This window comes from Helicobacter sp. MIT 21-1697 (assembly GCF_026241255.1).
In the GTDB taxonomy this organism is placed as follows: Bacteria; Campylobacterota; Campylobacteria; order Campylobacterales; family Helicobacteraceae; genus Helicobacter_C.
Genome location: NZ_JAPHNC010000002.1, coordinates 78215 through 91300, shown reverse-complemented (window position 1 = coordinate 91300; position 13086 = coordinate 78215). Strand labels below are relative to the sequence as shown.

Here is a 13086-nt window from a genome sequence, read left to right as displayed (position 1 = left end):
CGCAATCCTTGCGAGAGATTCTCTATCAGCATTTTGCACTCCCTGCACCATATTTTGCCTCTAGGGCTTCGGCAAAAAACTCTTTTTGCGTTTTGGGAATTGTATCGGGGTGGTGGATTCTCATATGTTCTACATATTTATCATAGCTTGGCATACCCACCAGCAAGTGAAAGAATCTATCACTACGCCGATAGAGTGCTTTTAACTTATCCCACCAAATCTTATACAAATGCCCTTTACGCGTTTTGTCGCTTTTTTCCATTGACTACCACGCTTTTATAGAATCTAAAATATAATAATAATGTATTTAGTTTAACTTAAAACCCAAAGCTGTATTGAATAAAGACACGATGTGTGCTATTTTTAGGTTCATAAAAATAGTGTGTAACATTAGTATAAACACTTGTCACTGGTCTGCGCTCAGAATCTCCAATTTTCCAATATTCATACACGAGCCGCAAGGAGCGCAATTCTTGTGTCTTTGTAAAAAAATTTGCTCCAATAAAGGCGGAAAGCCCAAAACCCTCTTTTTGCGTAACTCTTAGATTCCCTCTTTCAGTCGTAGCATTTTCAGTAAAATGATTACCAAAGATAAAATAGCGATAGCCACCACCATAGGTAAGTGCTATCCTTGAAGTTAAAAGAGTCTCTCCCTCAAGCTCTAAAGGCACATAGAAATAGCCTTGTATGCGTTTCATTGTTATAAGTTCGTTACGATTAAGATAATAGCCAAGCCCGGTTTGAAAATAAAGTGTCGCATTTAAGGAGCGCAAGAGATTATATCCGCCCTTTAGCTCTATATCTGCAATACTCGCTCCATCAATGCTGGTGGCAGATTGACCATTGCGGTCGGGATTATCTGCATCTAAAATGCCACCTGTATATTTTCCAAGTGCATAATTTAACCTCAAAGTCCCTTCTAGCTTCACCCCTCGCTGTGAAACAAACCCCATTTGCCCCATAAGCCCAAGCATAAGCAAATCCATACGCATAACTCTCTCATTGTTTCTTCTCGTATCAACTTCACCATAATGATAATAGCCGCTATAAAAGCCAAGTGAGCGATAAAAGCCCTGCTTGATAAGGCTTTTTTGCCATTTTGATTGAGAATCTGCTGCAAAAATAGTATCATCGCCCACGCTTACATTACAAAGCAAGACACAAAGGCTAGAGATTGTCATAAAAGTTTTGTATATATTCATTGTTTTCATTGTGCCCCCCTTTAAAATCCAATACCAAGCTGTAAGCCTACATAGCTTATGCTTGAGCGAGGGTAAGAGACGACTGCATCCTTACCTGTTATATAGCCGGGCATAGTTGCTGTGCCTTTATCTGAAACGCTAATACTCGCACTCTCTGATGCGCCAAAGCTATGATATGAAGCTAAGAGACTTGCATAAAAGAAAGTTGCTTTACTCACATAATACCTCCCACCAAGACTTAAGCGCAATCCATAGCCGCTTTTAGCCGAGAGATTTTTATCGTAGTCGCCCTCATCATATAGGAGATTCAATGATTGAGATAAGCCTATATCATAGGCTAAGAGATATTCAAAAGCAACACGGGAACTTACTCTTATATCTCCTCGTAATGCAATGGGCAAATATGAAGCGAGAATGAATCCGGTAGCAGGTGTATTGGTGGAGACAACAAAATGTGAATTGGTCCTCAATCCTATGCCAATATATAAAGGATTATCATATGTGCGTCTTAGGAGATAATACCCCACAGAATATCCAAAATTAAACAAATAAATCATAGATTCCGCAGGTATAGTTGAAGTTAGTTGTTGCGCACCTTCCAAGGCATAATGTTTATTAGTATTGCCTACACTTGCCCCAAATGTTAAATCTGCACCTAAGGCAAAAGCATTGCTAAAAATATGTTGATAATCAACAGATACTGCCATATGCACACTATCGGTGCGACTCTTCCCTGCATTATGTGTCAAATAGGCATAATTAAGCCCTATTTTGAATAAACCCTCACTTTTAAGCTCATCTGCCTTGCCCTGTGTGCCTAAAAGCAATACTACAAACATTATATGCCAAATATGTTTCATAACCCCCACCTTTATTGTCTCTTTAGTTAAAATAAATTATACAAAAAAAAAAAAAATGCAAACCAATAACGTTTTGATAGCCTTTGAGATAGAAAAAAATAAAAATGTAACAATTTTATACATTTGTTTGAGTATGGATAAGAAGTTTTTAAGAAGCCCAAACAAGAGATTCTTAAAAAGAATAAGCTTTATAAGCCCCCAAGCGGGAGCTTTATTTAGTGCATACTTGCTATGCGCCCATCAAACTCACTCGCTTTGCGATAAGGAGTTTCAGCCAAAGGTAGCTTTTCGCCTTTTACACAACGAAGGCAGATTCTCACGCATTGAATCAAAACAAGACAAGTAACAAACATAAACAATGCACAAAGAATCGCATTTATAAGGTTATTATTCGCAATCGTAGCAAATTTTGTCGCTTCAGCAGTGAGATTTGCAATCGTATCAGCATCTAATCCTGAAGCTTGTGCCTCTGCAACTTCTGATAATTTTGCAGCAGCCTTTTGTCCATTGATTTGCCAAAGTGCAATATGACTTACCGCATCATGCACCCTCTCACCATTTGCAGGAAGCAGTTTGCATACCCCAGCATACATTGTGCTAAAAAGCACCCACGCCGCAGGAAGTATAGCAACCCACGCTTGTTTTGCCTTGCCCATTTTGAAAAGCACCACAATAACGGTGAGCAACGCCATACCTGCAAGCATTTGATTTGATACGCCAAAGAGTGTCCAAAGCGATTTTACGCCACCTTGTGGGTCTGTAATGCCCTGATAGAGGATATATCCCCACCCAGCTACACAAATAAGTGTTGCCACAACGCCCCAAAATAGCGAGTGAATATTGCCAATAGGTTTATACACATTGCCCAAAACATCTTGCACCATAAAGCGTCCTGCACGAGTTCCTGCATCAACAGCAGTTAAGATAAAAAGAGCTTCAAACAAAATCGCAAAGTGATACCAAAATGCCATAGAACCTTGATTAAAAAGTGGCACTTGAGAAATGATAGTGGCAAGCCCAATCGCAAATGTCGGCGCACCACCGGTTTTACTCAAGATACTATTTTCGCCAATTTCGTGTGCTGTATGCAAAATCTGTTCGGGAGTGATAGTAAAGCCCCAATTACTAATAGTCTGTGCTGCAATAGCTGCAGCTTCTGCTACATCTTTCACGCCTGCAGTGCCAAGTGCAGCAGGAGCGACATTAATAGAAAAATACAAGCCCGGAGTGAGAATCACTGCAGCAATCAAAGCCATAACTGCCACAGCAGATTCCATAACCATTGAGCCATAGCCCACCATTCGCGCGTGAGATTCTTTTTCTAGCATTTTAGGTGTTGTCCCGCTAGAAATGAGTGCGTGGAATCCACTAATCGCCCCACAAGCAATGGTAATAAACAAAAATGGAAAAAGCTCCCCACTAAACACAGGTCCTGTGCCATCAACAAATTTTGTAACACTCTCAAAGCGCACATCAGGCATAACAATGAGAATCCCCCCCGCCATAAGCACGATTACACCGATTTTCAAAAATGTGCTTAAATAATCGCGAGGTGCGAGCAAAAACCATACAGGCAAAATCGCTGCAATAAATCCATACACAATCATCACATAGGTCAGCTGAATGGGTGTGAGTGTAAATACAGAAGCCCAAAACTCATTATTCGCAACATCACGTCCATAAAAAAGAGCAAGAAGCAACAAAACAAAGCCGATGATACTTGCCTCGCCGATTTTACCCGGACGGATATAGCGCATATGAAGTCCCATATAAATAGCAATTGGAATCGTCATAGCAATCGTAAATAATCCCCAAGGAGATTCTGCAAGTGCATTGACTACAACAAGTGCCAAAATCGCAATGATAAGCATCATAATGCCCAAAATCCCAATCATTGCAATAGTTCCAACAGGTTTGCCAAGCTCTAATTTAATGATTTCGCCTAAAGATTTACCATTTCTGCGCATAGAGACAAAAAGCACTGTGAAATCGTGAACCGCTCCAGCAAGCACCACACCCACTACTACCCAAATCATACCGGGCAAATATCCCATTTGTGCAGCAAGAATTGGACCTACAAGAGGACCAGCACCAGCAATCGCAGCAAAATGATGTCCAAAAAGCACGATTTTGTTTGTCGGGCAAAAATCGCGTCCATCATTATTCACAACTGCAGGAGTAGCACGATTATCATCTAACCCCAAAACTTTTTCTGCAATATATTTTGAATAGAATCTGTAACCAATCATATAAATACATACTGCTGCTACAACAATCCACACCGCAGAAATCTGCTCACCTTGATGCAATGCCAATACACCAAAGCACCACGCGCCCAAAAGCGATATAAGCGCCCATATCCCTATACTTAGAATCTTGTTCATAACTCTCCTTTGCAGATTTTTAGATTCCCTTTAAGTTTAAATATTTCAAACTTAAAGCCTATCTAATATTTAAATAAGAATTTAACTTTTTGCTTACTTAAGAGTAAATTAGTAACATCAAATTTGTCTTGCCCATATTACGATTTAAGTTTCTTAGCATTATTTTTAAGATAACATAATTTCATACATTAAGGAGGGGCGAAGTTGATACAATTTAAATACATTTTATTTATGTTTTTGCTCATTTTGCCTTTTTCTCCGCTACTATGCTCAAATCACACAAATGCTGTATTTTACATAGAAAAACTTAGCGTAGGGAGCAATTCAAACTTAAGTATGAATAATTTGCACACACTTGCTCTTCAAGGTGGCTTGATACTAGAAGATAGCGCCACACTTGAAGTTATCTTGCAAAAAGGACAAAAGATTCCTACGAGTGAATTTGCCCCCTCATCAAAAGTGCATTTTTCACGCAATGCAAATTTTTATCTTGGTAATGGCTCTACACTTCACATAAGCAATACTGATTTTGTTGTGATAAATTCTCAAGGCACGATTCACAATAATGCACAAATGATTATAGATGCTGGCACGATAAGATTCCAAAATACTCTCCATAATAGTGGCACGATAGAACTTATAGGTGATGTATATAACATAGGGCAAAGTGCGCACCTCTCAAGTCTTGGCATTTCACATTTTGTGAATTATGGCAACATCAAAGTAAATGGGAATTTTTACAATGGCGGCACTCCACGCGCTGATTTAGTGCAAGGAAGCTTGTGGCAAAATGACGCACCAAGTCAGGGTGGAGGACATCTCATAAACTATGGCGGGAGGATTCATATTACAGGCAGCCTTATTAATGCACAAGGAATAGAACTTGGAAAAACACAAAATTCAAGTGTGCAAGTTTATGGCGGAATCATCAAAGTTGATGGAGATATAACCAATGAAGCTAATAACACACTTATTCTAGGTTGGCATAATGGGGCAATGGGACAGCTTGATGGAAGGATAACTAATCGTGGCATAGCAAAAGTTCATATTAGAGGAGCAACACTCAATGTAGATCATAAAATTGCAGGCTATTGGGGAACTGGTAGGCTTGATAAAGATAGAGATGTTTTACTCAATGGAAGTAAAAGTGAATTTTTAGACACGAGAATTAGCCATTACCTAGATAAGACGATAATTGCACTTACTAAAAATAATCAAGCCATTGACGCCTTTAGAGATTCTTTGCCAATACAATCAAAAAATATTCTTACTGCACTTGAAGAAAGTCTTTATAACCCTCATACAACAGCTCAAGAAAGCATTTATGCTTATGGCAATAGGGATTATCTCTCACATCTTAGCGACAATATCAACGATAGTATTGAATCTATGCTTGTTTATGCCTCTCCTTTGCATATTTGGAGTATGTTGCAGCATAACATTGCCTCTTTTCAAGCTTCTCAGGCAATGCCCCCCCCCCGAAAAGTAAATATTGCTCCTTTTGTTTCCTATGGCTCACGCAGTTGGCTTAAATCTCCTCTTTATGGTGCGAATCTTAACGCGCAGATACCTTATGGGGCGCATTATCTTAATGTTTTTACTACCTATGCAGCTGCGAATGCCACTCATTCATTTGGAGATTCTCAAACTCACTTTAATACACGCTCTCTCCTTGTCGGTATAAATGATAAAATCTCCTTAAAACAAATAGAAATCTTGCTCCTTGCGTATTTTGGCACGACTTTTAATAAAAGCAAACGTTATCTCTTAATGAACAATAGCTCATTTCAAGCGCGTTATTCTTATTATGAGCTTGGCTTATGGGCTCACCTTGGAGTGCCTCATATTGTAAATGAAAAATTGCACATAAAGTCATTTATGGGATTTGATTATGCCCTTGGTATGCAAAGCAGCTTGAGAGAATCTAGTATTTCAAATGCTACTTCTGCTAAACTTTCAGCTCCTATGTGGTTTTCTCATTTACCACAGCTCGTATTTGGCACACAGGGGCAATATAATATAAAAAAGCAGCACTCTCTCTTTGGTGGAGTGCAGATTCAATATGTGCTCACAAATCCCTCTTTTTATGCATATTTTGGCTCTTCACACCTTAGCTTTAGCCCAAAAAATTCACTTGGATTCACCTTTCATTTAGGTGGCTCTATGCCATTAACTCAAGAGATTTTTCTTGGTGCTTTTGTGTTTCATTCGCGCTCACACATCGCATTTCAAACCTATTCGGGCACACTTAATCTCTCATATTATTTCTAAGTGATTACCTCAAATATGCTACAATCGCTTCTTTAAATATTATAAGGAACAATATTTATGGTAGAAGTTTTAGCCAAAATCACAACGCAACGCTCACAAGACATTGCCCTTAAAGGCTTTGATTTTGGCTATGAGATACCAAAACAAAGAATCCACCCTTTAATCAAGCCTCGTTTAGATTCTATCTTTTTTATTGCCGAAATCAAACGTTCCTCGCCTTCAGCTGGAGCTATTGGCACGATAGAATCACCTCAAAAGCTTGCTGGAGATTATCTTAATGGCGGTGCTGGAGCAATTTCAGTGCTCTGTGAAGAGCGACATTTTGGGGGTAGTTTGTGTGATTTAATGGCTGTAAAATCTGCCTATCCCAATGCCTGTATTTTACGCAAAGACTTTATTCAATATGTAGAGGAAATTGATATAAGCTATCGTGCAGGTGCAGATATGGTGCTACTCATTGTGGCAATGTTTATTGATGAAAATGAGGGATTCTCGCATTTTAAGGCAATTTATGAGGAGTGTTTAAAAGTTGGGATTACACCGCTTATTGAAGTGCATACTCAAGCCGAAATTGACTTTATTGCTCCACTTCAAGCACCACTTGTAGGGATTAATTCGCGCAGTCTTCACACCTTTGAAATTAATATTCCCGCAGCCTGTGCGCTTAAAAATGCACTTCCCCATAGCAAAGTTATCTTTGAATCTGGTATAGATTCTCCTCACTGCGCTTTTGTGGTAGGTTCTTTAGGTTTTAATGGACTACTTTGTGGCAGCTATCTTGTTGCACATAAAAATCCAACTGCCGCTTTGCAGTCTCTCAAACACGCCTTTACACTTGGTAACACACAAAAGCCTCGCTTTTATCGCCAAGTATTTGAATCCCTAAGTATGCGCACCCTACAATCTCAACCTCTACTTAAAATATGTGGCATTACAAACCTTGATGATGCGCTTATGGTAGCGCAAGAAAAAATAGATATGCTCGGTTTTATCCTTGTTAAGCAAAGCCCACGATATATAGAATCTAAACGGATTAAAGATATTGCTAAAGCCTTGCACAAGCTCTATCCGCATATTTTGCGCATAGCAGTAGTCAATGATGACAAACAATCACTCAATGAAGCAAAAACCCTCTATGAGCAAGGTTATATTGATGCAATTCAACTTCACGGATTAAGTCCTCTCGCTCCTGATATATTTGCTAAAAGCGCACTGAAAGACGCGCTTTTTTGTTTCTATCCTGTGCAAAATATCACTCACAAAGAGGATTTTACACAAGATTATGAGGGAGTTTTTTGCCTTGTAGATTCTAAAAGTGCGCAAGGGGGCGGCTCGGGACAAAGTATCAACAAAGATGTTTTACGCGCACTGCAAGAGCAATATTTATGTGTTGCGGGAGGCATTAATCCGCAAAATATTGCAGATTTCTTGACTCTTAAGCCTACTTTGCTTGATATTAATTCTGGCATAGAGAGGGAGGCAGGAAAAAAAGACATTCACAAACTCCGCACCTTACTTGAAAATCTAAAAAATGCGATAGAATCTACAAAGGAGTAAAAATGAAAAAATTAGGCGCAATATTACTTTTATGCTTGTGGAGTAGCTTGCTCTTGGGGGCTACCAAAGAACTTAGTCTTATTATGGGAGGCGATGCATTGTTACACTCCTCTGTGTATAAAGACGCTAAACAAGAAGATGGAAGCTATGATTTTAGTTCAATGCTTAGCACACTTAAACCTGTAATGGAAAAATATGACTTAAGATTCTATAATCAAGAGACAATACTCGGAGGTGTAAAGCTTGGTTTAAGCACTTATCCAAACTTTAATTCACCCCAAGAATTTGGCGATAATATGCTCTCGTTGGGTTTTAATCTCATCTCTCTTGCCAATAATCACACACTTGATAGAGGAGAGAAAGCTGTGCGTTCTTCTTTGGCTTATTGGGAGGGAAAACCTGCTCTCACTGCAGGAAGTTATAGCTCATTTTTAGAACGTAATAGCCCAAAGATTGAGGAAAAAAATGGCATTAAATATGCACTTTTAGCCTATACCTATGGCACAAATGGTATTCCACTGCCAAAAGGCAAAGAATATCTTGTAAATATCTATACAAAGGCAATGCTTGAAAAAGATATAAAAGCCATTCGCAATAAAGTAGATTTTCTTATAGTATCAATGCACTGGGGGATTGAATATGAGTTTGAACCAAGCATTGAGCAAAGAAAATATGCGAAGCTTTTAGCAGATTTGGGCGTGGATTTGATTATCGGTACGCACCCACACGTAGTGCAGCCTGCGGAATGGATAGGCGATACTTTGGTATATTATTCACTTGGTAATCTCATCTCTGGGCAAAGAGGCACAAATAAACGCATTGGTATGTTAGGAAGTGTGCATATCACAAAGATTCAAGATGGCAAAGTTAAGCTTTCAAATCCACGCGCAGAGCTTATTTACACTTATTACGATACACACTTTAAAAATTTCAAATTGATGTGGTTTGATGAACTCAATAATACCATTTTGCCCAATTATAAAGAAATCTATAAACAATATGCCAATATCATCACACAAGGCAAACGAGATATTCAACTTGGCTTATAAAGGTAAGAGTAATTTATAGAATCTAATGTTGGTCTTTAAACTTAATGGGTTGATGACATTCCTGACAATTTGTAGGGTGAGAGGAATTTTTAATAAAAAGATGCATAGATTCAGTGAGTTTATGCTCTTTGCCCGGACACCCACAAGTGTAATAACAATATTTCACTTCGCAAGTTACATTCTGCTGCTCTTCGCGATATTTTTCATAACACATATCTTCTTGCAAAATATGTGTTAAAAGCCAATCTTTTGCGATTGTAGCAATCATTTCTTTAAGCACATCTACTGAATGCACATTTTTTACCATACCTGCCATATCATTAACGATTTGACGATGTATCTTTTTGTGTTCATCTAATTGAGGAAAACCAATGGCTTGCATATATTGTTCTTCGTCTTTAAAATGCGTTTTCATATAATCAAAAAACTCTAGCAGAATAGATTTTACATCATTTGCCGAACTTTTATTATTGTTTGCAATACTATATGCTCTATGAGCAAGAGTAAAAAGCTTTTGGTGCTGTTCATCAATAATCTGATGATGAACGCTAAAATCATCACTCCATTCTGGCAACATAAATCCCCCTCCCATTTTTTAATTTATTCTACTCCAACATACGCTGAAATACAATCGTGCAATGACACTCCTTGCAATGGATACCTGATTTGCTATTTTTGACAAAAGTATGTATCGCTTCCGTGAGTTTATGCTCTTTGCCCGGACACTCACAAGTGTAAATATAGAATCTTTGAAGTTGAGTAATCGGATTGTTTTGTTGCGCTTTTCTACGATATTTTTCAATCTGCATATCTTCTTGCAAAATATGTGTTAAAAGCCAATCTTTTGCGATTGTAGCAATCATTTCTTTAATCACATCTACTGAATGCACATTTTTTACCATACCTGCCATATCATTAACGATTTGACGATGTATCTTTTTATGCTCCTCTAATTGAGGGAAACCAATGGCTTGCATATATTCCTCTTCGTCTTTAAAATGCGTTTTCATATAATCAAAAAACTCAATAAGAATAGTTTTTACATCATTGACTGCAACGTGGCTATTAGCAACTTTATATGCTCTATGAGCAAGAGTAAAAAGCTTTTGGTGCTGTTCATCAATAATCTGATGATGAACGCTAAAATCATCACTCCAACGTGGTAACATTATACTTCCTAAATATTTGTCTTAATTACAAAATTTTGTATTTTATCTCTTTTAAGTTTAATTAATATTAAAACTCTTATGCTCAAAGCGAAATTTTAAAACTTTTACGATGGTGCGGACAATATCCATATTCCATAATCTGCTTTTTATGTTCTAAAGTTGCATATCCTTTATTTTTGGCAAGAAAATATTGCGGATAAAGACTATCAAGTGTGCGCATTTGGTTATCTTTGCTCACTTTTGCTAGAATAGATGCACACGAAATAATAGGCATTAATTCATCACCTTTGATGAGAGTCCTCAAACGCACATCTTTATAGGCTAAAAATGTAGGCATACTCGCTCCAAAAGTCGTATTGCCATCTATAACAATATCCAATGGCTGATTTTGCATCAATATACCCTGTTCTAATATATATGTGCCAAGATAAGACAAAACTTCCTCTATACCACTTCTCATAGCCCAACTTAAACCATATTTGTCAATATCCCAAGCATCAATTTGTGCGATATAAAATCCTATTTTACCTCTCTTTTGAGCATCTAAAAGTGCGTTATAAACACACTCACGCTGTTTTGATGACATTTTCTTGCTATCTTTTGCTCCAAATTGTGTGATTGATTGCTCATCAGCAATGATTCCAGCGATAAACAAACCTCCACAAACACAACCTCGCCCTGCTTCATCAATCCCTGCTATCCACATATTCTTTCCTTTCAAACCACAAGAGATTGAGCAAGTAGCGCTTTAAGTGGAGCAATGTGAGTATTGCTTACGCTTGAAATAGGGATAATGAAGCAAGGTGCATTTTCTTGTGTCAAATCCGAACTTACCAAAGCTTTAGAATTCTTATCTTTTTTTAAGCTTATAGATTCCATATTCACAAACTGCTGCTTAAGTTTCAGCAGCAAATTATCTATCATATCCGTATTTTGTGTATCACTTTTGCTTAATACTATCCCAAAAGGACGCTTTTTAAGCATTATAGAGAATTTTTCAAGTTCTATACAGAGATTTTTAAATTGCGAAAAAATATCTTGTTCGCGTGAGAGGTCAAGCACAAAAAGAAGCATTTTAGTGCGCTCAATATGTTTTAAAAATTCTAGCCCTAAACCCTTTCCCTCACTTGCTCCATCAATGATTCCGGGAATATCTGCCATTACTATGGATTTATAATTATCCATATCTATTACGCCAAGATGAGGCACAAGTGTGGTAAATTCATAATTAGCAATTTGAGGCTTGGCATTTGAAAGCACAGAAATAAGGGTGGATTTGCCCACATTTGGATAGCCTACAAGCCCTACATCAGCGATAAGTTTAAGCTCAAGAGCAATATGTCGCTCTTGCCCACTTAAACCACTTTGTGCATAAGTAGGAGCTTGATTGGCAGCATTTTTGAAATGCACATTTCCTAAACCACCCTTACCACCTTTAAGCAAACATACACGCATAGGATAAGTATCCATATCAACGATAATATCCCTACTTTCAAAGTCCAGAATCTGTGTGCCAAGAGGCACTTTAATAATGACATCATCACCTCTTTTCCCACTACAACGTCTTGAACTACCGGGTTGTCCATTTTTCGCTTTATAATGTCGCGCGCCACGAAATTTAGAAAGCGTGTCAGTATTATTATCTACTTCTACATATACATCGCCACCATCGCCACCATCGCCACCATCTGGACCTCCTTGAATCACAAATTTTTCTCTCCGAAAGCTCACAGCACCAGCTCCACCCTTACCAGAAGCAATAAAAATATCTACGCTATCAACAAACATTTTAAATCCTTGTATTGAGCTTGGGTGAGCAACTTGAATCCTATTATATTATTGTTTATTTATGGAGACTAGAGATTTAAGATTCTATAAACTTGTAAAATGTATAGAATCTCAATTAAGATGAGTATCTTAAGAGGCTGGAATTACAGAAACTTTTTTACGATTTTTATCTTTTTGTTGGAATCTTACTACGCCATCAATAAGTGCATAAATCGTATGATCTTTGCCCAAGCCTACATTATCGCCCGGATGCACTTTTGTGCCTCTTTGGCGGATAATAATATTACCTGCACGAACAAATTGCGAACCAAATTTCTTTACGCCTAAACGGCGTCCGGCAGAATCGCGATTATTTTGGGTGCTACCCTGACCTTTTTTATGTGCCATATGTGCTCCTTAAAGATTATTTTGCCACAATTTTGAGGATTCTCACACGAGTAAAATCGCGTCTAAAACCACGTTTTGTTTTGCTATCTTTTCTTCTGCGTTTTTTGAATGTAACGACTTTTTTGTCTCTGCCTTCATTAATGACTTCTGCCTCAATCTTTGCACCTTTTATAAAAGGTGTGCCAATATTGGCTTTGTCCCCATTAACAACAGCTAAAACTTCGTTTAATTCAACCTTTGACTTTGGCTCAAGATTCATCTTATCAAGAAGAACAATGCTTCCTTCAACGACCTTGTATTGCTTGCCTCCATTCTTAAATATTGCATACATTAGTGTATCCTTGTGAATCAGAAGTATTCTTTTTGTATTAACAAAAGCGGGATTTTATCCTAAAATTCTTTAATCTAAGCTTTGAATT

The 13086-nt window shown here is 37.9% G+C and carries 13 protein-coding genes; 3 read left to right on the top strand and 10 right to left on the bottom strand.

The window, feature by feature from the left end; genetic code table 11:
• Window positions 1-25 precede the first annotated feature (25 nt).
• The 4 genes from kcuS to OQH61_RS02370 form a co-directional block, all read right to left on the bottom strand.
• The gene (gene kcuS / locus OQH61_RS02385) at window positions 26-262 is read right to left on the bottom strand and encodes a KCU-star family selenoprotein (protein WP_266025656.1); all 237 of its coding nucleotides are present in this window, start codon (window positions 260-262) and stop codon (window positions 26-28) included.
• A gap of 55 nt (window positions 263-317) precedes the next feature.
• Complete coding sequence (locus OQH61_RS02380; protein WP_266025655.1) at window positions 318-1211, bottom strand: hypothetical protein; 894 nt, start codon at window positions 1209-1211, stop codon at window positions 318-320.
• A gap of 11 nt (window positions 1212-1222) precedes the next feature.
• Window positions 1223-2062: a hypothetical protein gene (locus OQH61_RS02375; RefSeq protein ID WP_266025654.1), complete on the bottom strand. Its 840-nt coding sequence runs from the start codon at window positions 2060-2062 to the stop codon at window positions 1223-1225.
• 215 nt (window positions 2063-2277) lie between these two features.
• Window positions 2278-4446, bottom strand: a complete 2169-nt coding sequence (locus OQH61_RS02370; RefSeq protein WP_266025653.1) for a carbon starvation CstA family protein — start codon at window positions 4444-4446, stop codon at window positions 2278-2280.
• Between the two features lie 204 nt (window positions 4447-4650).
• Here OQH61_RS02370 and OQH61_RS02365 point away from each other — a divergent pair, with 204 nt between their 5' ends.
• The 3 genes from OQH61_RS02365 to OQH61_RS02355 are packed head-to-tail and all read left to right on the top strand — an operon-like array spanning window position 4651 to window position 9323.
• The gene (locus OQH61_RS02365; protein WP_266025652.1) at window positions 4651-6717 is read left to right on the top strand and encodes a hypothetical protein; all 2067 of its coding nucleotides are present in this window, start codon (window positions 4651-4653) and stop codon (window positions 6715-6717) included.
• Window positions 6718-6774: 57 nt separating this feature from the next.
• Window positions 6775-8274, top strand: coding sequence for a bifunctional indole-3-glycerol phosphate synthase/phosphoribosylanthranilate isomerase (locus OQH61_RS02360; protein ID WP_266025651.1), 1500 nt, complete (start codon window positions 6775-6777; stop codon window positions 8272-8274).
• 2 nt (window positions 8275-8276) lie between these two features.
• Window positions 8277-9323 (top strand): CapA family protein, encoded by a 1047-nt coding sequence (locus OQH61_RS02355; protein WP_266025650.1) that lies wholly within the window; start codon window positions 8277-8279, stop codon window positions 9321-9323.
• Window positions 9324-9345: 22 nt separating this feature from the next.
• Here OQH61_RS02355 and OQH61_RS02350 read toward each other — a convergent pair whose 3' ends face one another.
• The 6 genes from OQH61_RS02350 to rplU all read right to left on the bottom strand — a co-directional run bounded on the left by OQH61_RS02350 (window position 9346) and on the right by rplU (window position 12998).
• Entirely contained in the window at window positions 9346-9900 is a 555-nt protein-coding gene (locus tag OQH61_RS02350; protein WP_266025649.1) for a hemerythrin family protein, read from the bottom strand.
• Between the two features lie 28 nt (window positions 9901-9928).
• Window positions 9929-10492 carry a hemerythrin family protein gene (locus OQH61_RS02345; protein WP_266025648.1) on the bottom strand — a complete coding sequence of 188 codons (564 nt, stop codon included), beginning with the start codon at window positions 10490-10492 and terminating at the stop codon, window positions 9929-9931.
• Between the two features lie 82 nt (window positions 10493-10574).
• Window positions 10575-11198 (bottom strand): ribonuclease HII, encoded by a 624-nt coding sequence (locus tag OQH61_RS02340; protein WP_266025647.1) that lies wholly within the window; start codon window positions 11196-11198, stop codon window positions 10575-10577.
• 11 nt (window positions 11199-11209) lie between these two features.
• Window positions 11210-12280 (bottom strand): GTPase ObgE, encoded by a 1071-nt coding sequence (gene obgE / locus OQH61_RS02335; protein WP_266025646.1) that lies wholly within the window; start codon window positions 12278-12280, stop codon window positions 11210-11212.
• Window positions 12281-12409: 129 nt separating this feature from the next.
• Window positions 12410-12667, bottom strand: a complete 258-nt coding sequence (gene rpmA / locus OQH61_RS02330; protein WP_266025645.1) for a 50S ribosomal protein L27 — start codon at window positions 12665-12667, stop codon at window positions 12410-12412.
• A gap of 16 nt (window positions 12668-12683) precedes the next feature.
• Window positions 12684-12998, bottom strand: coding sequence for a 50S ribosomal protein L21 (gene rplU / locus OQH61_RS02325; protein ID WP_266025644.1), 315 nt, complete (start codon window positions 12996-12998; stop codon window positions 12684-12686).
• Between the last annotated feature and the right edge of the window lie 88 nt (window positions 12999-13086).